A 24,951-nucleotide genomic window follows, 5' to 3' on the forward strand; every position below is an offset into this window, starting at 1 on the left:
ATTGTGGATATGTGTATAACTTTTGGGGATAAACTGTTTATAATAAAAGAATAACTTTTTATCAACAGACCTCTTTAATGAAAAAAGTAAACGGTTTATTTTAAAAATGCCGGAAAAACCTATAATGACGGGCTTATATGAAGAACGGAAAGGGGATTAATTTTTAGAAATTAGTTATCCACAGTAAAAAGATTTTTATGTAATTTACCTTTATTTGTAACAACAAAAACGTGGAATGAAAAAAGTGTTAAAAATGTTATAAATAATCCCCATGATAAGCTGTTTTCATTGCGTTTTGACTAGTATACTTATAAGATAGTGGAAATTATGAAACGGATGCTAATTTGAAAGGGGTCTGTTTAATGTACACCGTTTTTTCAACATTTGATGTACCGGAAGGAAAAGCAGATCAGGTCATTACAATATACAAGAACAGGTCGCGATCGGTGGATGGTGCACCTGGCTTTAAGGATTTCCTTCTTCTGCAGAACGATAAAAGAGCAGGAGAGATTACGGTCCAGCTTTTTTTTGATACAAAAAGAGACTATTTAAATTGGGTCAGAAGCGATGATTTTAAGAGAATTCATGAGCTGGAGAAAAAGTATCCGGATGAGGAATTAACCGCTATTGTTCCGAAGGTGACACAATATAAGGTGGTGGCAAGATGAGAGCCATTCAACCATTGGCAGAACAGGCTACAGAGAGAATCTATGAACGTTATCCGTCATTAATAGACCGGTACGGTGAACAAGGCAAAACAAAGTGCTATGAAGACAATGTGCATCATTTCAGGCAGCTTCATTCCGCCTATGAATTAAAGCAGGCCGCTTTTTTCATAGATTATGCTGTATGGCTGAATGGGATTTTATCTAAACACGGCATGAATGAACAGCATTTAATTGATAACTTTAAAATTATGAAAGAGGTACTGAGCGCTTCCTCCCAGGTGGAAGAAGAGGCTTTGCCCGTTTATAAAACGTTTTTAAATCAAGCGATTTCAGCGCTTACCGGGCATTCTGGCAAAGGAGATGATTAAGTTGTCTTTTCCTAAAGAGCTTGCCGGTTATTTACTTGAAGGAAACACAGCAAAAGCATGGAAAGCGATTGAACAGCAAAAACAGCTGTCACTGCTTGATACGTACCATGAAATTATTACGCCTGCCATGCAGCATGTGGGATTTTTATGGGAAAACAATGAAATATCTGTCGCAGACGAACATCTTGCCACGGTGACCTGTGACTTTATCATATCGAGACTAGCCCACGCCCGTCTCGGAAAAGAAAAGCAGCACAGCCGAAGAGCGATGTTCTTATGTTTAGAAGGAGAACAGCATTATATCGGCTTAAAAATGGTGAACAGTCTCTTTAAGGAGAACGGCTGGGAAACAAAATATTTCGGCTCCGATCTGCCAGCGGAATTTGTAGTAAAGTCTGCAGAGGCCTGGAACCCGGAAGTTATCGGTCTTTCCGTTTCCATTGTCTATCACCTGCCCAAGTTGAACGAATACATTACAGAGCTTGGCAAGCTGCCAAAGCCGCCCGTCATTATCGTAGGCGGACGTTTATCGGATCAATATGACCTGCGTCCGTATTGCTCGGAGGACACGATGATTTTAAAAGACTTGATTGAAATGAGAGATTGGCTAAAAAATGAACAGACTACGAGCAAACAAGATGCAGCATTTTAACGAACCGCTTCCGCTCCCTTTTTTAAAATTAGATAAAGAAGGAAACATTCTCTACTATTCTACACTGGCGCTGGAGCATTTTGATTTACGGGAAGATAATATTAAAAGTATTGTCGATGAAGAAAGCTATGAAAAACTGTTGAAATACAGCAGTGATCATCAGACAAGAGAGCTGCAAATGGAGCTGGTCTTTAAATCCCGTAAGACACCGCTTGCCCTGTACGAGGTGCATATGGTGTGGGACGATGATCTGTATGCCAATATGCTGCTTATCCCAAAGGATGGGTCCAACCAGCTGCTGGTGGAAAAAATGGCGGCGCTTCAGCAGCGTCTCGCTTCCACTGACTTTGAGCTCTACGAACAGAGGGAAGAGCTGGAGCAGATTTTAGCAAGACTTCATGAATTGTCCGGGCCTTTTATTCCGTTAACTGAAAAAATGTCGCTCATTCCGCTGTTTGGCGATATCACAGAGGAAAAGATTCATATCATTTCCCAAAGCTGCCTTCAGTCTGTTTTTTCAGGAGAGTACGAGGACATTCTCATTGATTTTACAGCAGTGGGTGAAGTAGAAGTGAAGGGCATGGAGAAGTTTGTTCTGTTATTAAAAACGCTTCATCTTATGACCGGGAAAAAAATAAAGATTATTGGAATAAAACCCAATACCGCGAAAGTACTCAACCAATTTTCGCTCGACGGGTGCATGGAGTTTGACCACTCATTGAAGCAGGTCCTTCACCGGTATTTCACTAAAGAATAATTGTAAAAGTCTTTGCGGAGAGAAGCCCTGCAAAGGCTTTTTAATGTGCAAACTTATAAATCCTTTACAGTAGGTTTATGCTCTCTTAACAATTATTCAGTAAGGTTAAACTAGGACGCAAAAGCGTGCAGCCCCAAAAATAAGGTGACCAGGAAAGCCATAGAACGAGTGAATACGCACGTTTTTATGGCTTATTTTACATCATTCGCGCACGTACTTACCTTTGAGGAGGATCAAGATGACAAATGTGAAGCTGTTTGCCCACCGAGGATCGTGTACCATGTGCCCTGAGAATACAATGGCGGCTTTTCGTCAGGCCTTACGTGAGGGGGCAGACGGAATAGAACTCGATGTCCGCATGAGCAGGGACGGCTATGTAGTAGTAATTCACGATCGCACCGTGACCCGGACCACCAATGGGAGAGGCACTGTGGCAGGTTTGACCCTGCAGCAGCTCCGAAGTTTAGATGCAGGAAGCTGGTACAATGAAGCCTGCAAAGATGAAAAAATTCCGACACTTGAAGAAGTGCTTCAATGGATCCAGGCGACTGAGCTTGAGCTGAATATCGAGCTTAAAACAGAAGATGATCCATACCCCGGCATAGAGCAGGCAGTGCTTGATTTAATCAGTGAATACGCCTTGCAGGACCGCATCGTACTCTCTTCTTTTAATATTGAAACGCTCAAACGGTTAAGAGAACTCGATGCTTCTGTCAAGCTTGCTTATTTGATCAGCGAACAGACCGAAGAAGCCGTCACAAAGGCGCTTTCGCTAAAATCGGATCTTCACTGTCAGCTGTCCTTTATGAAAACAGAAGAAGCGGAAAAAGCAGTTCAGGAAGGCATTGCCATCCGCCTTTATACCGTCAATGAAGCAGAAGAACTGATTTCCATTAACTTAAATTATATAGAAGCTGTTATAACCGATGCGCTGGGTGTGCTGCAAAAAGCATTTAAAGTTGGTTCGTAAGAGCTGAAAAAGTGGACTGGTTTCCCGTAAATTTAAACTTCACCACTGAATGAACATGAACCGGTCAAAGAACCTGAGACATAGTTGTCCACGGTTCTTTTTATTTTTCAAAGCGAATTTGATTTAGAAGTATCAACCTTGAACACATCAATCTTCTCGTATTTCTCATCAGAAACCGTTTCAACCCACGTCCAGCCTCTTTTTCGATAATAATCTGATGCTTCTTCTGTTCGTAAATAAATCTCCTTAAAACCTAATTTTTTTGCCATTGTGATTGTTTCGGCGGTTAATCTTTGGCCGACTCCCTTGCTGCGGTATTCAGGCTTGGTATATAGGGATGCAAGCCAGGGTTTGTAAGCAGGCCTGCGTGCTAAATCGTTTTCAACAAGGGAAACCGTTCCTAAACAAGCCCCCTTCTCCAGCGCAAAAAGCGTCACTGGAAAGGTGTGATCACTGACAGCTGAAAAATGCTGAACGACCTCTTCGTATGTCATTTTGCTATTCGTTTTTAAAACAAATTCCTTGTAAATCATTGTTGAAACCTCTGTTATTTTATCGGGATGATTGTGTAATAACTCTATTTTCATTATAATCTCCTCAATATATGAGCTGTTTTTATTATAAGGACCGCTTATAACCACTTTAATTTATATTAACATACTAATTTTTCACTCCTTTACCTCCTATTAGGTGAATGGTATGCTAAACTACATGATTTACATACGCGTGTCCAATTTTAAAAAGGGGAGAATGAAAAGTGCTATAGATTTCAAAGTAAATCTATATTTTACAGGGTAATAGATTTTATCGCTAAAAGATATAATTGTAAGTGCTTACATTTTGTTCTTATCTTAGAAGCAGACCCAGAAAAACGTATAAAGAAGGACAGGGAGGGGCGTTAGATGGGAAAGGACAACGTTCTTAACATAGCGAAGCTGTACTTTATATTAGAATGGATTATGTGGATTGCTTTTATCAATCTATTATGGATGGGCAGTGTTCTTTTAGGATTAGTAGTGTTTGGAATCTTGCCGGCAACCGTCGCCATGTTTACAGTGGTACGGGACTTGCTGATAAACAATGCGGCCGGAAAAGACATCTTTAAGACATTTGCTTTAACCTACAAAAAAGAATTTTTAAAATCAAATGCGATGGGGTTCATCATCCTGCTGGCGGGGTTCATCCTGTATTTGAATTTTGTATTTGTTCAAGGGATTGAGGGGCTTTCTTACTATGTATTTTTTACAGGATTACTTTTTATTATTTTCGTCTATATCATCTCATTGCTTTATCTTATCCCCGTTTATGTTCATTACGATTTAAGCTTTTTCCAGTACTTCAGGCATGCTGTTTTAATCGGGATGGTTAATCCGCTAGTGACTATCGTGATAATACTTGGATTTATTCTGTTATATTTTCTCCTGAACACGATTCCTGGGTTAACCCCCTTCATTACTGCAAGTACAGTTTCGTTACTCCTCATGAGCTGCACGCTGGCTGCTTTTCGCAGACTTGAAAACAAACAATATGCAACACCTGGCATCAATTAATCTTTGACAGGTGTGAGTTGAATACAATTTTTCTGCACAAGGGTTTTGTTGAATGCTCCGGTGCCTTTTTGAAATGGAGGGAACCTGCAGTGGCGTATAAAGTATTTTTAGTAGACGATGACCGGTATGTTCGAAAAGGGTTAATCAATCTCATAGATTGGAAAAGCTGCGGTTTTGAAGTGTGCGCCGAAGCGGATAACGGCGAAGATGCTTTGGAGTACATTCGTGAAAATACACCTGACTTAGTCATAACGGATATCAAAATGCCTGTAGTGGATGGTCTTACACTCATAAAATCAGCATTGGAATTAAACCATTCCGTTCCTGACTTTATCATTATTACGGGCTACAGTGATTTTAAATATGCACAAAAAGCCGTGAAATATGGGGTGCATGATTTTATCCTAAAACCGGTGGATAAAGGAGAAATTGAGGAAACGCTTAAAAAAGTTGCGAAGGGGCAGGCCGGAAAGCTGAAGCTTAAACAAAACAGGGAGCAAACTCTTGCAGAAGCTGTGTTCAATGAGTTAATCACAGGCGGGCTTGATCAGGATCAGTTGGATGCAAGCATGCTGAATTTAACGGGCAACCTAACAAAAGGAATGGCCTATATTATTATTGAAATCAACAATATCGTGGTAAATACAATCAAATCACGTGAAATCATCAATAAGGTGATATACGGAGAAGAGCTAAGATCGACGGCTTTATTTCGTGAACATGGCAATAACCGAATCGGGATGCTGGTGAAAGGTGAAGATCTCCGGAGATTCAGAGGGGATATTCATGCGTTTTCTGAAAACCTTCAGGATCAGCTTTCTGCCTGCCTAAAAACAGCTGTTACCATTTATGTGGGGAAGGTCGTAGATCATGCGAGCGGAATTAAGGAATCCTATGACACAGCCATGAAAGCTTTGCAATTTAAATTTTTAGAAAAATCAGATAAGATCATCACGTACGAAGACACCGGAAAATCCTCTGTAAACTATATTGAACTGGATCAATCTTTCTACCAGCTTCTGATGGAGCAAATAGAAGAAAATAATACCGATGAGATTAATAAAACAGCCCAGATAATGTTTGAGCAGTTTGAGTCTAAGGCATTTGCGAAGGATGCGGTCAGAACGTCTATTAATCGTGTGATTCATGAGGTTGTCAGAACGGTACGGTCAATGGAGGGGGACGAGAAAAAATTAGCCTCCCTGCAAATGATGCTGAACTGGGATAATTTTCCCCGCACACTGAGCGAAATAAAAAAAATGTTTGCAGCGTTTCTGCTCGAAGCAGCAGCGATGCTGAATCAAATGAATAAAGAATACGGAGCGGTAAATATCCGTCGCATTAAAAAGTATGTAGATACGAATTACCAGTCGGATCTTACCTTAAAGACGATTGCCAATAAATTCTTTTTAAACCCGGTCTATTTAGGACAATTGTTTAAAAAAACATATGGCATGTATTTTAAGGATTATATCTTACAGGTGCGAATTAGTGAAGCCAAGAAAAAACTGAGACAAACAGATATGCGGATTTTCCAGGTAGCGGAAAGTGTCGGTTTTTCCAATGCGGACTACTTTGTCACACAATTTGAAAAGGCTACCGGGATGACGCCGACTCAATATCGAAAAAAACTATAATACAAGGCTGAAAATGGGGTTAAAATGAAATTATTTACTTTTAATAATATTGGGCTTCGGCATAAACTATTAATCATTTATATTTTCTCCGTTTTTATTCCGATCACATTAACACATATTTTGTTTTACCAGGTCACGTCTACGAATGTGAAGACGCAAAAAGAGAATGATCTGGCCCTTTCCGTCGAAAGAATGTCTGATAATTTTCTGGTAGCCATAGATGATGCAGTGGGTATTTCTTCTATGCTCTACACAGACTATGAATTGTATACGTTTCTGGACACAAGCTACGACTCCACCACTCAATTTATCCATGCCTATCACGACTACTATGACAAAATCAGCAAGGAAGTTTCGCTTTACTCACCCGTTCATTCCATTAATCTGTATACGGATAATGAAACAGTGATTTACGCAGGCGGTATCAAGCAAATCGATGGTCCGGTCAGAGATTCCCAATGGTATAAAGATTCTGAGCTTAACCGCAATTCATACCCTATTTTAACACGCAGAATCGGGGAATCCGGATTACTCGATTCATTCAGTTTAATTAGAGAAATGGACAATTATACCACCATTGATTCCAATCAAAAAATCCTGGAAATACGCTTGGACCGGGATCTTATGTACAATATTTTTAGCGATGTTACGTTTCCCGGAGATATTTATTTGCTGGATGGAGAAGGATTTATTGAATACACCACCAATCCGGATGTGAATTGGTCTGAGGGTCATTACAAATTTGCACCGGAGGAAGGAACTGATGAGACGATTGCGTTTGAAGAGGCTTTCAATCTGCAGTACCTGAATAATTGGAGAGTAGTCGGTGTGGCGGAGGAGCATGTGCTGCTTGAAGAAGTGGAAAACTCACGTAACTTCATCTTTTATTTAGCGCTCATAAATTTAATCTTCCCATCGCTTATTATTATTTACATTACAAGCTCCCTGCATCATAGGATCTTCCTGATCTTAAAGCATATGAGAAAAGTAGAGGACCAGAATTTCGAGCTCATCAATGAAGTGAAGCATGGGGATGAAATTGGGGAGCTGACAAAAGCCTTTAACCGAATGGCGTTTAAAATTAAAAAGCTCATTAACGACGTGTATGTAGCCGATATTCAAAAAAAGAGCCTGGAATTAAAACGCAAGCAGGCCCAATTAAGCGCGCTGCAAAGTCAAATTAATCCCCATTTCCTGTTTAATGTCCTTGAAACAATCCGCATGAGGAGCCTTCTGAAAAAAGAGGACGAAACAGCGAATATCATTCACAATATCGCTAGTATGCTTCGGAAATCCTTCATTTGGGGAAGAGATTGGGTGAAGGTTGAGGAAGAAATCTATTTAATCAAATGCTTCCTTGAAATCCAGCATTACCGTTTTGACGACAAAATGAGCTATCAAATCGATGTAGACCCGGATGCCTATGACTGTCTATTACCGAATATGTCACTCATTCCGTTCGTGGAAAATGCCAGTATTCACGGCATAGAGCCCATTAAAGGAAAAGGAACCATCTATATTTCTATAAAAAGCAATCAGGATCAACTGATCTGTGAGATTACAGATACAGGCCAGGGAATGGAAAAAGAAGAATATAAAGAGCTTATGCACTCACTCGAAGAAACGGAAAACATCGGGGATCATGTAGGAATTAAAAACGTCTACTGCCGTTTAAAGCTTCATTATGGGGACAATTTTAAATTTACCATTGCAAGCACGAAGGGAGTAGGAACCACGATCTCGCTCATTTTGCCGTGTGAAAGGTAAGGTTGGAGCGGGGATATGATGACTCTAGTAAATCCTAACCGCCAGTGCATGCCGACGTAAAAAGGCATGCATTGTTTTTTTTTTCGACAATCAAGCTTCTAAAGTTTACAAAGTAAAAGCTATACTTTGCATGGTCAATTCACATCACGATGTAAGATACAATGAAAGGGCTTACAAAGCAGGGGTGTATTAGATATAAATAATAAGGGGGAATCGAATTGATCAAAAGGAAGTCAGGTTTTTTAGCTGTTTCTCTGTCGGCATTGATGATCTTTACAGCGGCATGTTCAAATGAAGAAAGTTCTGGAGATGGTGATGTATTTACGTACAGCTTCTTTAACGCCTCATCCACTGGAAAAGATGTTAACACAGCAGATACGAAAATTGGAAAAATGTTCGAAGAGGAAACAGGCGTCAACTTTGATATTGAACATATTGTCGGTGACAGCAATCAAAAAATCGGTACCATGATCGCAAGCGGTGAATACCCTGATTTACTGAACGCCCAAAATGCAACAAATGATGTCATTGATGCCGGGGGATTTGTCCCGCTGAATGATCTGATCGAAGAGCACGCTCCAAATCTTAGAAAGCTGTATGATCCAATCTGGGAGAAAATGAAACAGGAGGACGGCAATATTTACATTCTGCCATCCGGTGTTTCAAACGGCTATATTAAGCCGCCAAATATTAACCAGTCCGCTTTTTATATAAAAAGAGATGCGTTAAAAGAGCTTGGCTATCCGCATCCTAAAACAGTAGATGAGTATTTTGACATTATAGAAGAATATGCAAAAGCAAACCCGACGACAGAAGACGGCGCCGACACGATTCCGTATACGCTGCTGCAATATGACTGGCATGTCGGACAGCTTTTTGATCCGCCATCCTTCTTATCCGGTGAGCCAGAGGGCATTATTGTCGATAAAGAAACACTTGAAGTATCTGTTCCTCATAACAAAGACATAACAAAGGAATGGCTTGGAAAGTTAAATGAATTAAACGACAAAGGGCTTTTTGATCGGGAATCATTTACACAAAACTTTGATGAATACTTAGCTAAAATTTCATCAGGCCGTGTAGTAGGATGGTTCGGACCATGGTGGGAATCAGAAGCAGCGCTGGAGACGCTTGAACAGGACGATGATCCGTACAATGACTTTATGGGATTCCCAATTGTATTTGAAGAAGGAATCAAAGACCAATATTTGAATCCGGTCTCTTATGTGACTTCTCCTGGAACGGGATTAACTTCCGGTACGTCTGAGGAAGATCAGGTTAGAATTATCAAGTTCTTAGATCATATGGCGAAAATTGATTCCCAAAAATTAATTACCTGGGGGATTGAAGGCGAAACGTATGAAGTGAATGAGGAAGGCCGTTTCTATCGAACAGAGGAACAAATTGCAGAAGTGGCCAATAGAGAATTTGCCGATGAATTCGGCTTTACAGCTCTTGGCTGGTACTGGCCGATCATGAGCGGTACGTTTGATGACGGAAATTCCGTTGATCCGAATGTTCAGCCTGAGGTTGCCCAGATGGCCTATGATGAAACGGATAAAGAATTCTTAGAGGCCTATGACATTGAAATGTTTACGGATTTATTTACAGAGCCGGATCCTGCACCGTGGTTTCCGTTCTGGGATGCACGTATCGAGACCGGGTCTGAAGCACAGCTGTATGACCAGCAGTCACGCGACCTGATCAAACGCTCCTATCCGGATATTATCCTTGCCAGTCCATCCGAATTTGATGCGGAGTGGGACAGCTTTAAGGATTCCTTTGACGAACTGCCGTACGAAGCGTACGAAGATGTCATCGAGGCATCCGTAAAAAGAGAAGCTGAGCTTATCGAGTAGAGCACACATAAATGAAGAAAAGGCTGAATGATCTGCAGAAGAAGTTCAGCCTTTTTCTTTTACATGCGGCTCTTACAACGCCTGCTGAACACGCAATCAAAGAAATCAATGGATTGGAGGGAATTTCGTGCAAGCCCACTCAAATACATCTGCTCCCAGAACCCTGCACCAGGAACAGGAAAAGGGATTAAAACCCTTTCTGAAAAAATGTAAAAGTCAACGAGCTCTATTATTAATGACCGTCCCTTTTGTCCTTTGGGTGCTTCTCTTTAAGTATCTGCCTGTTTGGGGCTGGACCATGGCCTTTCAGGATTTTAAACCTGCCCGTCCTTTCACAGAACAGGAATGGGTAGGATTCAAGCATTTCCTTTTCCTTTTTGAAAGTGAGCGTTTCCTGTGGGTGCTGCGAAACACGCTTGCTCAAAGCTTGATCAACCTCGTTTTAGGCTTTGTGACCGCGATTGGTTTAGCTGTTTTAATCAATGAGTTAATGAATATTAAATTTAAGCGAGTGGTACAAACCATCAGCTATCTGCCGCATTTTCTTTCATGGGTGGTTGCTGCCGCACTTGTTTCGTCTGTTTTATCCATGGACGGCATCATTAACGAAATTTTACTGGCACTGAACATTATTGACACAGAAATTCTATGGCTTGGGGTCGGCGAGTACTTTTGGGGGATCCTGGCTGCTTCAGATATCTGGAAAAATGTCGGCTGGAATACCATTATCTATTTAGCTGCCATCTCGATGATCGACCAGGAGCAGTATGAGGCTGCGAAAATTGACGGCGCGTCCCGGCTGCAGCGAATTAAATACATTACGATACCCGGGATGAAGTCGGTCATTGTCGTCCTATTAATTATGAATATTGGGTACATCATTGAAGCCGGATTTGAAGCGCAATATTTATTAGGAAATGGACAGAACATGGAGTACTCGGAAAACATTGATGTCTTTGTGATTAATTACGGCATATCCATGTTTAACTTTTCGTTAGCCACAGCAGCGGGCATATTCAAAACCGTGATTAGTTTAATCTTTTTGATCGCAGCAAATTCTCTTGCGAAAAAAATGGGGCAAGGCGGTTTGTACTAGGGGGTGCACAATAGAATGAAAGCGAAAAAAAGAAATAAATTACTTAGAACAAGAGAGGATTTAATTTTTGATATCTGCAACATCACCTTTATGATCTTTCTTTGTGTCATCATGCTCTATCCATTTTTAAACCAAATCGCACTTTCATTGAACTCTGCTACGGATTCAGTGCGGGGCGGCATTTATTTATGGCCAAGGGAATTTACCTGGAACAACTATGAATATGTATTCAGCCAGGCTTCCATTATTCAGGGGATTTTTATCTCGGTAGCCAGAACGGTGATTGGCACGGTGATTGGTGTGCTATGTACCGCAATGGTCGCCTACGCCATCGCGCAGGAAAAATTTATGTTTAAAAAGTCCATCACCATTATATTTATTATGACGATGTATTTTAACGGCGGGTTGATTCCTACGTATCTGTTAATGAGAGATTTAGAATTAATCGGAACGTTTTGGGTCTACATTTTCCCTGGATTAATCAGTGCCTTTAATCTGATTATCATGCGCTCATTTATCGAAGGGATCCCGAAAAGTATTTTTGAACAGGCAAGGATTGATGGTGCTGGAGATTTCAGGGTGTTTTTTCAAATCGTGCTCCCTCTATCTCTGCCCGTGATTGCTACGGTGTCGTTATTTCTTGCCGTCGGGCAATGGAACCAATGGTTTGACGTATTCTTATATAATTCCAGCAACGAAAGCCTGACCACCCTGCAATACGAGCTGATGAAGGTTCTACAAAATACAGCAACCTCTAACGGGGACTGGAATTCTGCTCTGGCAAGCGGAGAGCATGCGGACAATACCGTTACACCTAAATCCATTCAAGCCACCATGACCATCGTCGCGAGTCTTCCGATCATTTGCGTCTACCCATTCCTGCAAAAATACTTTGTAAAAGGGATGACATTGGGAGCAGTGAAATAAGGAGGTAAGAAACACATTCTGAAGGAGTGACAAAGATGACCAAACGTGCAGACCAAAGGGAAATCCCAGCTTTATTCAACGTCTTTGAAAATGATTTTTTAATAGGAGCGGCAGTAAATCCTATGACGCTTCAGTCACAGAAAGAGTTTATTAACACGCATTTTACTAGTCTTACATCAGAAAACAATATGAAATTTGAAAACCTGCAGCCGGAAGAAGGACGTTTTACGTTTGAGCAGGCCGATGAACTCATGGCGTTTGCCAAACAAAACGGAAAAACGGTAAGAGGGCACACACTCGTCTGGCATAACCAAACACCCCAGTGGGTCTTTCAAAACAAAAATGGCGGCAGGGCAGACAGACAGCTGGTATTGGATCGGATGAAAGAGCACATCGATACCGTCGTTGGAAGATATAAAGGACAGATTCAAAGCTGGGATGTGGTCAATGAAGCGGTGACTGACAGCGGAGCCAGCCGGCTGAGAGAGTCAAACTGGCAAGCGATCATTGGAGATGACTTCATGGAGAAAGCGTTTGAATACGCCCATCTGGCAGATCGGGATGCTGAACTGTTCTACAACGATTACAATGAATCCGATCCGGAAAAAAGAGAAAAAATTTATACGACGGTAAAAGATTTACTCGAAAAAGATGTGCCGATTCATGGAATTGGCCTTCAGGCGCATTGGAGCTTGCACCATCCTACGCTTGATCATATAAGAGCGGCCATAGAGCGCTACGCATCCTTGGGCTTAAAGCTTCATATTACTGAAATGGACGTCTCGGTCTTTGCATTTGATGATAAGCGAACCGATTTAACTGCAATGACAGCCAAAATGACTCAGCAACAAATGGAACGATACCACCAATTTTTTGAATGCTTCAGAGAATATTCAGACGTCATTTCTTCTGTTACCTTCTGGGGCGTGGCAGACAACTACACCTGGCTTGATGATTTTCCCGTTCAAGGAAGGAAAAACTGGCCGCTGCTGTTTGATCAGGATCTTCAGCCTAAAGAGTCCTTTTGGAAATTGGTAAACAGATAGAGTAATAGAGTCAAAAAATGCGGGAAAGTGAAGGGTGAGGCACATGAAACGCTATGGTTTTGTTTTGATGCTGGCTCTCATGACGGCACTTTCAAGCGGCTGCAGCCAAAGCAATGAAAAAGTACAGCTGTTGTTTTTCTCGGAAATCCCTGCAGGAGCAGAAGAAGAGGCACAGGCGATTATTGAAGAAAATACGGGAGAGGGCACATCCTCTCAGCTGGAATTTTACCCGTATCACCATGAAAAAATCGTCATTGAATTGGCAGGGCGAAACGGGGATTTGTTTTTTGTGCCGTTAAAAGATGTGAAATACCTGATTGATCCCGCTGCATTCACCCCGTTAAACGAAGTGGCTGAGGCTTCCTCACTGGAAGAAGGTGCACCGGATGAGCTTAAAGGGGAGGATCCCGATACAGAAGAGATCCACGTCTATGCAGTGCCCGTAGATAACGATTCGTCCTTTATAAAAGAAATGGGCTGGACACTCGAAGAGCCGCTGGCAGCGTTTATTCCGGCATACAGTGAAGAAAAAGAAGAAGCGATCAGCCTGCTGAAGTCTTTAATCAGCAGCTGACGCGCAATCAAAGGCGAGGGGGAGTTTCATGACAAGCGAACAGGAGCCGCGATTTTATGTAAATCCGATTATCTGGGCAGATGTTCCGGATCCGGATGTCATTAGAGTCGGAGAAATCTATTATATGTCGAGTACCACGATGCACATGAACCCTGGAATCCCCATTATGAAATCTACGGATCTTCTTCATTGGGAAATCGTCAATTATACATACGATGTGCTTGACTGCCAGGATGAGCAGAAGCTTGTAAATGGGAAAAACGAGTACGGCAAAGGGTCATGGGCCAGCAGCCTCCGTCATCATAAGGGCAGCTTTTACGTAGCAGCGGGATCTCTGTCTACCGGGAAAACGTATCTTTTTCAAACGCAAAATATTGAACAAGGCCCTTGGAAGCGCTCTGTGCTGGATGAGTATTATCATGATATGTCCCTGCTTTTTGACGACGATGACCGGGTCTATATGGTATACGGCACCGGCGATCTGAAGGTAATTGAGCTGACAGAAGATGCCGCAGCGATTAAAGAGGGCGGCTTAAACAAAATCATGATCAAAGACGCGAGTTTAGCCGCAAGTACAAAAGAAGACGTGGGGCTCCCAGCCGAAGGAGCCCATATTCACAAACGAAACGGGTACTATTATATTTTTACGATCACATGGCCTAAAAATGGTCCGAGAACCCAGCTGGTGCACCGTGCAGAAAGCATTGACGGTGTCTATGAAGGCAGAGTCGCAGTGAATGACCCGGCTGGCATCGCTCAGGGCGGGATTATTGATACCCCTGAAGGAAATTGGCATGGAATGCTGTTTCGCGATCACGGCCCCGTTGGCCGCACGCCCTGTCTCATCCCGGTTGAATGGGTAGACGGGTGGCCGGTGTTTGGTGACAACGGAAGGATTCCTGCACGGCTGCCTGTTCCTCTTGAAGTAAAAAATGGGACCAGCCCGATCATCCAATCAGACGAATTTGATTCAGGCACCGATGTTCTTCATCTCGCCTGGCAATGGAACCATCATCCTCTACATACGAATTGGTCTTTACTTGATCGTCCAGGATACTTAAGGTTAACCTCCGGAGAAATCAGCTCAAATCTGGAGCAGGCTCAAAATACATTAACTCAACGAACACTCGGGCCGGCATGCTCAGGTCAGATCGCAATCGAAACAGCCCATATGAAAGAGGGGGACGTCGCCGGTCTTGCTGCCTTTCAAAAGGATTATGGCTATGCAGGCGTAAAAGCAGCTGGGAGCTCAAAATCCATTGTCATGGTCAATGCAAGCTCAGGAAGGGAAGAGGAAATCGCCTCGGTGCCTGTTGATCAGAATCGGGTTTATTTAAAGGTTGAGTTTGATTTTCAACATGCGGCAGGCAAAGCCTATTTCTTTTATAGTCTGGATGAAGCGGAATGGCATCCAATAGGACAACCTCTTCAGTTAACGTATAAACTCGATCACTTTATGGGCTACCGGTTTGCCCTGTTTCACTTTGCCACTGCCATTTCCGGCGGTTTTGTTGAGTTTGATTACTTCCGATTTGAAAGCAAAAAGCCATCTCAACGGGGATAGGAGAGTACATACATGAAAACATTTCAAAATCCGATTTTGCCGGGATTTTATCCGGATCCATCTATTTGCAGAGTAAAGGACGACTATTATCTGGTTACGTCATCCTTTGCTTATTTTCCCGGCGTACCCATCTTTCACAGCAAGGATCTGGTGAACTGGAAACAGATCGGTCATGTCTTAGACCGACCCTCTCAGCTTCCTTTAGAGGGGCAAAAGCAGTCAGAGGGAATTTTTGCCCCGACCATTCGCTTCAATCAAGGTGTTTTTTATATGATTACCACGAATGTAGGGCGGGGAGGAAACTTCGTAGTGACAGCGACTGACCCTGCAGGACCCTGGTCAGATCCGTACTACCTAGACTCACCAGGGATTGATCCGTCTTTATTTTTTGATGACGACGGCAAAGCTTATTACTGCGGAACAAGACCGGCCCCTGAGGGAGAGGCATACAGCGGGAACTGGGAAATATGGCTTCATGAATTGGATCTCGACACAATGAAATTGGTCGGAGACTCATACGGCCTATGGAGGGGCGCGTTACGGGAGGTCATTTGGCCTGAAGGCCCTCATCTATATAAAATAAATGGAATGTATTATCTTTTGATTTCTGAAGCGGGAACCGGACACCATCACGCCGTATCCATCGCACGCAGTAAGGAAATCACAGGTCCTTACACCGGAAATCCTGGAAATCCAATTTTGACGCACAGACATTTAGGAAAAGACTACCCTGTCGTGAATGTCGGACATTGCGACATGGTCGAAACGCAAAACGGCGAATGGTGGGCTGTCGGTCTGGCTTCCCGGATTAACGGCGGCTATTATCGAAACCTGGGAAGAGAAACGTATTTGATGCCGATTCAATGGGAGGATGGCTGGCCGATCATGAGTCCGGGCACAGGGAAATTGGAAATGTCCTATCCCATCCCGGAGCTGCCCCAGCAAGAAGTCTCACAGCCTGCTTCTTCAGTCTGTGACCATTTTGAGGAGGATAAGCTTGCTCTTCACTGGAATTTTCTCCGCACACCTAAAGAAGAGTTTTACAGCTTAACCAGCAGGCCGGGCTTTTTAAGCCTGATGCTTAGACCAGAGAAGTTGACCGAACTCGTCAATCCCAGCTTTGTCGGAAGAAGACAGCAACATTTTCACTTTCAAGCCTCAACCGTCCTGGAGTTTGCACCGGAGAGTGACAACGAAGAAGCAGGGATTGTGCTCCTTCAAAGCAATGAATTCCATTTTCGGTTTGTGCACACCAAAAAAGGCGGGGAAAATGTCATCCTGCTAATAAAATGTGAGGCGGGAGAAGAAGAAGTGCTGAAAGAACAACCGGTTCATTCAGAGAAACTTTATCTGAAGGTCGAAGGAAGGGGGCAGGATTTAAGCTTTTGGTATGGCGAGAATCCTTCAAGCTATGCGCCCCTCATTCAGCAAGTGGATGGAAGAATCCTGAGTACGGATGTGGCAGGAGGATTTGTCGGCACGCAGATGGGACTGTATGCCAGCTCGAATGGAGAGAAAAGCGCTACTGTGGCTTATTTTGACTGGTTTGAGTATAGGGGATTGTAAACAAAACGCTTGGGTTCTCCGATCCAAGCGTTTTTTGCTGCTCTTTTACATTTCTTTATAGAATTTATACCGGTAATAGGTCGTATACATAATGACGAAAAAATAGGTGAAAGCAAAAAGCAATAATAGCATTAGATCGATTCCCATGAGGGCAACGGCGAATAATAATGCGCTGATTAAAAAGATCATCATGTCATAGGCTTTTGCTTTGGCCCGATTAGCAATAGCGATGTTGCGCTCATCTTTCTTTTCAATCTCCAGGTCCTTTGCGGCCTCGGGAGCTCTGCTGCTGGCGTGTTGAAGGACGATTTCTCCCATCCCGTGACCAAAAATTACACAGCCAAGTCCAACTGAAAGATAAGGCAATGCTGCGAGCAACCCTTGCAGATCGTCCAAGGTTTTAATGAAGTACACACCCACTGCCAGCAGGCCTACGCCAACAGCGGCAAGTAAATATGCCATATGAATTTTCTTCATTCTTTTTCCTCCTCCTCATAAATAAAAATTTCTTCTATGTTCAATTCAAAGTAACGGGCAATCTTAAAGGCTAACAGGATCGATGGATTATAGCGTCCATTCTCCAGAGAACCGATCGTCTGTCTGGACACTTCAAGCGCTCGTGCTAATTCTTCCTGTTTAATTCCATGCTTTTTGCGTATTTCTTCTAAACGGTTGTTCACCCATGTACCCTCCTTACGGAAAGTTAACTTTCCATAATTGAAATGTATCCTACAACTTACGAGATGTCAAGCTAGCTTTCCATTTTGATTCTTAAATAAAAAAAGAGCTTGAGACGGATATGTCTCAGCTCTTTGACCGGTTTGCTTCCGGTTGACGTTTTCCATAGGGACAGCGCTTAGACCTCCTCAAGCTTTGCCTTTTGGGGACTCGCCACAATTTTTAAGGTTCCCTAACGATTGGTTTTCTTATCGACTTATCACTCTGTGTCTGGAGTTGCAGCAAACTCTATATCGATAATATCTGGTTCTTGTCCTTGTTTTGTCAGGGTGACGATCGCTTGATAATCGTTTTTCCATTCGACCGTTGTTTTATCCGGTATCTGAGTTTTCATCACGCTTTGATCATCGTAGTTAATGCTAATAGTCGGGTCGGGAAAATCGTGTATCATAACAATCTCGATTGAGTTTAGATGATTTGGAGAATGACTGATTTCTAACTGTGTTTCTTGAGAGGATATAAGATACCAGGCGACTATTGAGATAACTGCAATCCCTAAAGCGACTGGGATAAACAGACAGCCCATTTTAGTTGAGAATTTCATTTTTTCCCGTTCTACGCTATCGTCTTTCCAATTCATTGTTACTGTCCTTTCTTCGTTTACATACTAAATGTGCTACAAGAATATAAAAAAAGGTCTCGTCAATTTCAACGATACCTTATTTAGTATTATATAGAACCTATTTTATAATGCTTACACTATTCAAGTACATAACGTAAGCTTTGGAATCACATAAACTTTTTACACTTCGTACAATAAGGCGTCGTGTGGCCTCTTCTAATCACATTGTTGCAATAGGAGCAGCGAATGGATCGTGACTCTTCCTGGGCCACACCTTCCCATCCTTTCGCCATTAAAAGATTTTGCAGATTCATCGATTTCACATTAAAGCGAAAATAAATCCAGATCCCAAATGCACTGAGAATAGCGGCAAGTAATGCCATGTATTTTCCTCCTATAAAGCTGAATTTGCCTTGCAAGGATAAAGAAAATATAGCGAAAGAAGATTAGGAATATTTAGTAAAGTATGGTAACCTAAGTATATCATGTGTTTGCTTTTAAATTACATACCAAGGCGGAAAATAAATGGAAAACAAGACAGAACGGAATGTATTTAAAATTGATTGCGGAGCCCTCTACCTTAAGGAATTTGCAATTGAAGATGCCGAGAGTATTTCCAGCATCGCCAGCCAGCCGGCCATCAGTGAGTTTCTGCCGGATTGGTCTTCCACCAGAGAACAAAGAGAGGAATGGCTGACTCACTATGAAATACCGGCAAATAAAGCTTTTCATGAAGCTGCTATTCAAGGGGACATAGGAGAGCACTTTTTGAAACTGGCATTTTCATCAAGGCAACTGACGAATGCATTGGCTGGTGCTGTACCGGGATAAAAGAGGAGTTGCCTGAGTCAAACCGGGAAATTGTGTATGCGATCTCTGAGCGTTTTCAGGGAAAAGGCTATGCGACAATAGCGGCACAAGGTCTGATCCATTTTTTATATACCAAAACCAATACAGACATGCTAAATGCCATCGCGCTTCCACGTAATATTTCCTCAACGAAGGTAATCGAAAAATGCGGATTTGTTTTTAAGGGGATTCAGATGATTGATGACGAACCTCATCACCACTATGTATTGGAAAAGTCAGAGTGGAGGAGAGTGCATGAGTAATAGAGAAAACGTCTTGCAGGAAATCGAAGAAAAAATGAAAACGTGGAAAGTGCCCGGTTTATCGATCAGTGCTTTTACCGGTAGTGAGTTCTGGCAGGCTCAGCTGGGCGTAAGAGAAGCGGGCGGGGAACCGGTGGAGGCACAGGATCTTTTCCATGCGTGCTCCATCAGCAAGTTCATTACGGCAGCCCTTGTGATGCGTCTTGTCGAGCAGGGAGTGGTTCAGCTGGAGCGGCCTGTAAATAATTATTTAGTAGCTTATAAGATTCCGGATCATGAATGGACTGACGCGCAAAAGGTCACGCTTCAAAATCTTCTTGCACACCAGGGAGGCTTTATTGATCCTCCCGGAAGCTATGGACCGATTCAAAGCGGAGAACATGTTCCGGGTAATCTTGACCTGCTTTCCGGAAAAACGCCTTATCATGCAAAACCCGCTGCGGTTTCGTACGAGCCTGAAACTCAATTTTCTTATTCGGACACAGGCTACGCTGTCGCTGAACAGGTGATTCCGGATGTTACAGGACGATCCTTCTCGTCCGTCTTAACCTCGCTCGTTTTGGAGCCGGTCGGGATGAAGAACACCTTTCTGTGGTCTGCGATGCCAGAGGGACTGCCTATGGCTTCCGGGCATCACAAAACAGGAGAGATCGTTGAGGGAAAAAGAGCAGTGTACCCAAATGAATCGGGCGCTGGTGTATGGACATCATCTGAAGATTTAGGTAAATTATGTATTGAATTAACAAAAGCATGGAATGGCTTATCTGATGTTTTCTCCCAAGCAACAGTAAGAAAGATGCTGAGCTCATTTGGCTGTGAGCCTGCAGCGGGGCTTGGGGTATTTCGTGCCGATAGCGAAAATGGTGTACAGATTGTATCTAACGGATGGGGAGTAGGGTTTCAAAGCCAGGTCAGATTCAATCCTGAAAAGCAGACGGGAGTCGTCGTGATGGTCAATCAGGATCCAGGCGTACCTCAGCCCGACTCCATTGTTGGGGAATGTATGCGAATCGTTGAACAGGCTGTATTAAATTAAGTAAATAGAAGTAAAAGGTAAATTATTCATTTAGTAATGCGTTCGCTCATTCAGTGGAATTGATTTAATAGGAGGAAGTAGGATGGAGAAAAAAGCGTTAGTCGTAATCGATATTCAAAATGACATCACAAAGAATTACAAAGAGATCATTGATAATATCAACCGATCAATTGAGTGGGCAGTCGAAAATCATCTTCATGTTGTGTATATACGGCATGAGAATTTGTCACCGGGTACGAGAACGTTTAAAACAGACACGCGGGGTGCCGAGTTAGCTCCAGATCTGAAGCTGGTATCCCAGAATGTTTTTACAAAATACAAAGGAAACGCCTTAACCAGTGAGGAATTCGCAGACTTTATTAGGGTAAATGAAATAGGCGACTTCTATATCACGGGAGCAGATGCGACTGCTTGCGTTAAGTCAACCTGCTATAACTTACGCAAATCAGGCTACGAGGTGAGTGTACTATCAGATTGCATCACCAGCTATGATAAAAAGAAGATCGATGGCATGATCGACTATTATGAAAGTAAAGGGTGCGAGATCATTCGTTTAGATGACTTGGTGAGTTAAGTATTTTCAGGTACAGAGCTAGTATTAGCAAATCTCGTTACTTAAAGGATCTAAACGCACTACTAATCGGTGAGAAATGAATATAGAGCAAAAAAGGACTCGAATGGAGTCCTTTTTTAATGATCATTTATTCTCGTTGATTACAGAACAAGGGGCTTGGTTTCCATCGTTTCGTTATAAATCCGGTAGCCGTTTTTCCCGTTGTGCTTGATCTCATACATTGCCAGGTCCGCCTTATGAATGAGGGCTTCAAGCTGGTTGCCATGTAAGGGGGAAAGGCTGACACCGATGGAAACAGAAATCGGAATATCAATGTTTTCTGCCAGAAAAGGCTCCTGCTCAAACGCTGCAAGCAAATTGTCCAGGTAGACCTCCGCTTCATTTTCATAGGCGAGAGGCATGTATAAAAAGAATTCGTCTCCTCCCACCCGTGAAGCAAGTCCTGATTTTTTCATGGAGTGCTTTAACAGCTGCGCCACATGCACTAAAAATGCATCCCCAACCTGGTGCCCGTACGTGTCATTCACGCCTTTAAAACCGTCCAGATCAATCAGCACAACAGCGAGCTGCTGGTATTCCCGTATCGCTTTTTCGCCCTGATCGTAAAATGAGCGGCGGTTGGCGAGATGCGTAAGGGAATCGTGATACGCTAAAAAGCGAATCGTTTTTTCATCTTCTTTCGTGGAATCAATATCCCGGATGATCAGCATGGAGTGCAGATGCTGGTCGATGAAAATAAAATCCCCGTCCATCACCACATACTTTTCCGCGCCGGATGCTGTAATGATTTTTGTTTCGTAATTCGTGAATTTCTCTTCCTTGCTGAAAGAATGCTGCAGGTGTTGAATCCATTCCTTCTGACGTTTAACCGGAATAAAGTGCTGGAAAGAAAGCTGGTTTACCTGACCTTCTTCAAGCAGAAGGCGGGCAGCGGGGTTGGCGCTTTCGATTAATCCATACCGGTCAATCAGTACAATCGCAGCCGGGTTAAGATTGTACAGTGTCTCAAACCGTTTATGGGAGGAAGTCAGAAAATCAAATTTTCGCAGCGCGTAGCTTAACGCCACCGCCCAGGCAAACGCCCCGTAAATGTAAGGATAAGGAGGGATCGTTCCTCTAAAGGAAGCGTAGCCAAAAATGACATCCCATACTAGCACAAAGGAAGCTGCGTAAATCAAAAGAGAAAGCACCTTTTGCTGAATAGCTACACGGGCTTTCGTTCGGGCGTAATAAAGCAGGAAGATAACAAATAAATGGAACAAATTTGAGACAGTCAGTGTCACAAGATAAGCTGTGTTGAATTCAGGGTATTTCCACATGCCCACCTGAACAAATTCTTGGCTGTTCATGAAGTTTTCCTGGAATAGATACGTGAGAAGAATCGGGACAAGCGGCAGGTAAAAGATAGAAGGATACAAAAAAGCAGGTAATTTCTTATACAGCAGAGAAGCCTTAAAGATAAAGTGAGTAAACAGCGACAAAATCATAATGCCCGCATTGCCAAACCAGTAGGTCACAAGAGCCGGGCTGTATTCGATCGGCAAGAGATGCCTGACATATTCAGATAAAAACAGCATGCCGTAGCACAGAATCGAGAGACTGACTAAGCGGTGCTCCACCTTTTTCGGGTTGCGCCAAAATACATCCACCGCCATGTAAAACAAGATAAATGCCGGCAGCATATAGACCGCTAATGGGATAAAAACGTCGCGCATGAAAGCACCGCCCTTCTTCTCATATGGTAAAAAAAGCATATCACAGAAGAAGGACTTTCGCATCATATAATGTGTTTAATTTGTTTATGTTTTCCCCATTGCCTGCTTCATCTTTTCTCTTCTTTCCCGCATGGCTTCATGAAGGTCAATGATTGGCAGGGGATAGTCCTCCCCAAGCGTCACTCCGTACTCCTCCTGCTCAATCAGCCCCATCTCACGGGTAGCATGAATCCAGGGAACCGGCACGCGGCGAAGCTCGGGCAGCCAGTGCTTCAGGTAATCGCCTTCCGGGTCGTAATCCACCGCCTGCTTTTCTACGTTAAAGGTTCTGAACTGAATCGGATCGTTTCCAACTCCTGCGCTATACAGCCAGTTGCCGTAATTGCTTGCTACATCAAAATCCACCAGCTGTGATTCAAACCAGGCAGCGCCAATCCGCCAATCCAGCCCGAGGTTTTTCGTAAAAAAGCTCGCAGCATTCTGCCGGGCGCGGTTTGACATAAATCCGGTTTCTTTTAACTCCCGCATCGCAGCATCCACAAGAGGATATCCGGTTTTTCCCTGAATCCAGGCCTGAGTCAGTGACTCGTCCTGCTCCCACGGAACGGAAAAGTCCCGGAGACCGGAAGCGAAAAACAGCCTGTTGCCAAATTTACGGTGAACGAGGTGAAAATAATCTCTCCATAACAGCTCCACATACAGCCAATACGTCGAGCCATTTTCCACGCGCTCTTTTTCATACCGTTTAATTTGCTCATACACAACTCTCGGTGACAGACAGCCATGCGCAAGCCACGGAGAAAACTTCGAAGAATCATCCTCCGCCAGCATGCCATTCCGCGTTTCTTTGTAGACCTTCAGTCGGTCTTTCGTGAAAAAATAATCCGTCAGCCGTTCCTTTGCCTGAGAAGAACCGCCTGTATAGCGGGGAGCACGCGTTAACTCCTCCAGTCCAAGGTCTGACAAAGACGGGCACTCACCAAGCGGAAGCGACTCCGGCAGGGAAACACCGGTTACATGAAGGGGAGCAGGCATCGCCGTTCGTATCGGGATCCCAGCCTTCTCCAGCTTTTTCCGGTATTGAGAAAAGGTCTGCGGCAGCTCCTCAATCGCAAAGGGAAGATCATCCGGATGAATCAGATTGCGTCCGTGTGAAACGGTAAATGAAGCATCCGGCAGCACCTTCCGCACCGACTCCTCAACCGCCTGTTCCTCACTCGCAATATCCTCGTGGAGATAAACCGATTGAATCGACATCTCTTGGGAAAGAGCAGAAAACGCGTCAGCCGGATCCTCATGACGAATTAAAAGCTGCACCCCAATCGTCTCCAGATTCCGTCGCAAATCCTCCACACTATCCTGCACAAACCGCGCTCTATGCCGATCCGTTTTCTTAAAGCCATATCGTGTTTCCTCATATTCTTTCGGATCAAACACATAGAGCCCAATCACCGGCAGCCCGCTTTTTGCCGCCTGCACAAGAGGCTCATGATCATGCACACGCAAATCCTTCCGAAACCAAACCACAGCAGCCTTCTCCATCCGTATCCCTCCTGAATCTCTTTATCTTATGGTTTCCCTAATATTGATGGGTGAATCATGGAGTGGAGTGTTGACGGAAAAAACAGGAAGGAGAAAAATGACAACTAATGAAGGGAGAGGAAAAGTGATACAATAAAAGCATCAAGTTAATCGGAGGAACCACATGAAAATCTCAATCATAACCGTCGGAAAACTAAAGGAAAAATACCTTAAGCAGGGCATCGCTGAATACACCAAGCGCCTCGGAGCATACGCCACCATCGACCTCATCGAAGTACCGGACGAAAAAGCACCCGAAAATCTGAGCGAAGCAGACATGCAAATCGTCAAACAAAAAGAAGGTGAACGCATCCTCAGCAAAATCACTCCGGACACCCACGTCATCACCCTGGAGATCAAAGGCAAACAGCTTACTTCAGAAGAACTCGCCAAACAAATGGACCAGCTCGCCACGTACGGCAAAAGCAAAATTGCCTTTGTTATAGGTGGATCGCTGGGTTTAAGTGAGGACGTTACAAAAAGAAGTGACTTTGCGCTTTCTTTTTCTAAGATGACTTTTCCGCATCAGTTAATGAAGCTTGTGCTGCTGGAGCAGGTTTATCGGGGGTTTCGGATTAATCGGGGGGAGCCATACCATAAGTAAGTGCGGTCATTAATAAACCATCGATTAC

25 protein-coding genes and 1 pseudogene are annotated in these 24,951 nt (G+C 43.3%); 19 read left to right on the top strand and 7 right to left on the bottom strand.

From position 1 onward, the window contains the following. Positions 1–362: 362 nt before the first annotated feature. The 5 genes from ACQCT8_RS14005 (at position 363) to ACQCT8_RS14025 (ending at position 3,415) form a co-directional block, all read left to right on the top strand. On the top strand, positions 363–668 hold the full coding sequence (locus ACQCT8_RS14005; protein ID WP_426872013.1) for an antibiotic biosynthesis monooxygenase family protein: 306 nt from the start codon (positions 363–365) through the stop codon (positions 666–668). Beyond that, positions 665–1,036 carry a hypothetical protein gene (locus tag ACQCT8_RS14010; RefSeq protein ID WP_426872014.1) on the top strand — a complete coding sequence of 124 codons (372 nt, stop codon included), beginning with the start codon at positions 665–667 and terminating at the stop codon, positions 1,034–1,036. Before ACQCT8_RS14005 ends, ACQCT8_RS14010 begins: the two co-directional genes overlap by 4 nt. After that, complete coding sequence (locus tag ACQCT8_RS14015; RefSeq protein ID WP_426872015.1) at positions 1,029–1,688, top strand: cobalamin B12-binding domain-containing protein; 660 nt, start codon at positions 1,029–1,031, stop codon at positions 1,686–1,688. The genes ACQCT8_RS14010 and ACQCT8_RS14015 overlap by 8 nt, the downstream gene beginning before the upstream one ends. Beyond that, entirely contained in the window at positions 1,651–2,445 is a 795-nt protein-coding gene (locus ACQCT8_RS14020; RefSeq protein ID WP_426872016.1) for an STAS domain-containing protein, read from the top strand. The genes ACQCT8_RS14015 and ACQCT8_RS14020 overlap by 38 nt, the downstream gene beginning before the upstream one ends. Before the next feature lie 238 nt (positions 2,446–2,683). Next, entirely contained in the window at positions 2,684–3,415 is a 732-nt protein-coding gene (locus ACQCT8_RS14025) for a glycerophosphodiester phosphodiesterase (RefSeq protein ID WP_426872017.1), read from the top strand. 107 nt (positions 3,416–3,522) lie between these two features. Here the strand turns inward: ACQCT8_RS14025 and ACQCT8_RS14030 are convergent, their stop codons facing one another. Next, positions 3,523–4,002 carry a GNAT family N-acetyltransferase gene (locus ACQCT8_RS14030; protein ID WP_426872018.1) on the bottom strand — a complete coding sequence of 160 codons (480 nt, stop codon included), beginning with the start codon at positions 4,000–4,002 and terminating at the stop codon, positions 3,523–3,525. A gap of 315 nt (positions 4,003–4,317) precedes the next feature. On the opposite strand from ACQCT8_RS14030, the gene ACQCT8_RS14035 reads away from it, so the two are divergent. From ACQCT8_RS14035 to ACQCT8_RS14080, 10 genes are all read left to right on the top strand, one after another. Beyond that, positions 4,318–4,965, top strand: a complete 648-nt coding sequence (locus ACQCT8_RS14035; protein WP_426872019.1) for a YesL family protein — start codon at positions 4,318–4,320, stop codon at positions 4,963–4,965. An 89-nt stretch (positions 4,966–5,054) separates the two neighbouring features. Next, entirely contained in the window at positions 5,055–6,602 is a 1,548-nt protein-coding gene (locus ACQCT8_RS14040; protein ID WP_426872020.1) for a response regulator, read from the top strand. Positions 6,603–6,626: 24 nt separating this feature from the next. Next, on the top strand, positions 6,627–8,369 hold the full coding sequence (locus tag ACQCT8_RS14045; protein ID WP_426872021.1) for a sensor histidine kinase: 1,743 nt from the start codon (positions 6,627–6,629) through the stop codon (positions 8,367–8,369). Positions 8,370–8,587: 218 nt separating this feature from the next. Further along, entirely contained in the window at positions 8,588–10,228 is a 1,641-nt protein-coding gene (locus ACQCT8_RS14050) for an extracellular solute-binding protein (protein ID WP_426872022.1), read from the top strand. A gap of 235 nt (positions 10,229–10,463) precedes the next feature. Next, positions 10,464–11,324, top strand: a complete 861-nt coding sequence (locus tag ACQCT8_RS14055) for an ABC transporter permease (protein WP_426872233.1) — start codon at positions 10,464–10,466, stop codon at positions 11,322–11,324. 15 nt (positions 11,325–11,339) lie between these two features. Next, positions 11,340–12,251 carry a carbohydrate ABC transporter permease gene (locus tag ACQCT8_RS14060; RefSeq protein WP_426872023.1) on the top strand — a complete coding sequence of 304 codons (912 nt, stop codon included), beginning with the start codon at positions 11,340–11,342 and terminating at the stop codon, positions 12,249–12,251. Between the two features lie 35 nt (positions 12,252–12,286). Next, positions 12,287–13,297 (top strand): endo-1,4-beta-xylanase, encoded by a 1,011-nt coding sequence (locus ACQCT8_RS14065; protein ID WP_426872024.1) that lies wholly within the window; start codon positions 12,287–12,289, stop codon positions 13,295–13,297. Between the two features lie 43 nt (positions 13,298–13,340). Continuing rightward, entirely contained in the window at positions 13,341–13,871 is a 531-nt protein-coding gene (locus tag ACQCT8_RS14070; protein WP_426872025.1) for a hypothetical protein, read from the top strand. Positions 13,872–13,899: 28 nt separating this feature from the next. Continuing rightward, complete coding sequence (locus tag ACQCT8_RS14075; RefSeq protein ID WP_426872026.1) at positions 13,900–15,435, top strand: glycoside hydrolase family 43 protein; 1,536 nt, start codon at positions 13,900–13,902, stop codon at positions 15,433–15,435. 12 nt (positions 15,436–15,447) lie between these two features. After that, positions 15,448–17,001, top strand: coding sequence for a glycoside hydrolase family 43 protein (locus ACQCT8_RS14080; protein ID WP_426872027.1), 1,554 nt, complete (start codon positions 15,448–15,450; stop codon positions 16,999–17,001). A 45-nt stretch (positions 17,002–17,046) separates the two neighbouring features. Here the strand turns inward: ACQCT8_RS14080 and ACQCT8_RS14085 are convergent, their stop codons facing one another. The 4 genes from ACQCT8_RS14085 to ACQCT8_RS14100 all read right to left on the bottom strand — a co-directional run bounded on the left by ACQCT8_RS14085 (position 17,047) and on the right by ACQCT8_RS14100 (position 18,684). Next, a complete protein-coding gene (locus ACQCT8_RS14085) occupies positions 17,047–17,478 on the bottom strand; it encodes a hypothetical protein (protein ID WP_426872028.1) in 432 nt (143 codons plus the stop codon). Then, a complete protein-coding gene (locus tag ACQCT8_RS14090; protein ID WP_041054271.1) occupies positions 17,475–17,681 on the bottom strand; it encodes a helix-turn-helix transcriptional regulator in 207 nt (68 codons plus the stop codon). Before ACQCT8_RS14090 ends, ACQCT8_RS14085 begins: the two co-directional genes overlap by 4 nt. A gap of 257 nt (positions 17,682–17,938) precedes the next feature. Then, entirely contained in the window at positions 17,939–18,319 is a 381-nt protein-coding gene (locus tag ACQCT8_RS14095; protein ID WP_426872029.1) for a hypothetical protein, read from the bottom strand. A gap of 149 nt (positions 18,320–18,468) precedes the next feature. After that, a complete protein-coding gene (locus ACQCT8_RS14100; RefSeq protein WP_426872030.1) occupies positions 18,469–18,684 on the bottom strand; it encodes a hypothetical protein in 216 nt (71 codons plus the stop codon). Between the two features lie 142 nt (positions 18,685–18,826). Here ACQCT8_RS14100 and ACQCT8_RS14105 point away from each other — a divergent pair. From ACQCT8_RS14105 to ACQCT8_RS14115, 3 genes and pseudogenes are all read left to right on the top strand, one after another. Then, positions 18,827–19,413 (top strand): annotated as a pseudogene (locus ACQCT8_RS14105) (GNAT family N-acetyltransferase). Next, positions 19,406–20,449: a serine hydrolase domain-containing protein gene (locus ACQCT8_RS14110; protein ID WP_426872031.1), complete on the top strand. Its 1,044-nt coding sequence runs from the start codon at positions 19,406–19,408 to the stop codon at positions 20,447–20,449. Before ACQCT8_RS14105 ends, ACQCT8_RS14110 begins: the two are co-directional and overlap by 8 nt. 82 nt (positions 20,450–20,531) lie before the next feature. Then, positions 20,532–21,023: a cysteine hydrolase family protein gene (locus ACQCT8_RS14115; RefSeq protein ID WP_426872032.1), complete on the top strand. Its 492-nt coding sequence runs from the start codon at positions 20,532–20,534 to the stop codon at positions 21,021–21,023. 140 nt (positions 21,024–21,163) lie between these two features. Here the strand turns inward: ACQCT8_RS14115 and ACQCT8_RS14120 are convergent, their stop codons facing one another. Both ACQCT8_RS14120 and ACQCT8_RS14125 read right to left on the bottom strand, forming a co-directional pair. Next, a complete protein-coding gene (locus ACQCT8_RS14120) occupies positions 21,164–22,738 on the bottom strand; it encodes a diguanylate cyclase domain-containing protein (protein WP_426872033.1) in 1,575 nt (524 codons plus the stop codon). Between the two features lie 84 nt (positions 22,739–22,822). Further along, entirely contained in the window at positions 22,823–24,280 is a 1,458-nt protein-coding gene (locus tag ACQCT8_RS14125; RefSeq protein WP_426872034.1) for a DASH family cryptochrome, read from the bottom strand. 163 nt (positions 24,281–24,443) lie between these two features. Here ACQCT8_RS14125 and rlmH point away from each other — a divergent pair, with 163 nt between their 5' ends. Beyond that, a complete protein-coding gene (gene rlmH / locus ACQCT8_RS14130) occupies positions 24,444–24,923 on the top strand; it encodes a 23S rRNA (pseudouridine(1915)-N(3))-methyltransferase RlmH (protein ID WP_426872035.1) in 480 nt (159 codons plus the stop codon). The last annotated feature ends 28 nt before the right edge of the window (positions 24,924–24,951 follow it).

Origin of the sequence: Jeotgalibacillus proteolyticus (assembly GCF_050107735.1) — a bacterium.
In the GTDB taxonomy this organism is placed as follows: Bacteria; Bacillota; Bacilli; order Bacillales; family Jeotgalibacillaceae; genus Jeotgalibacillus; species Jeotgalibacillus proteolyticus_A.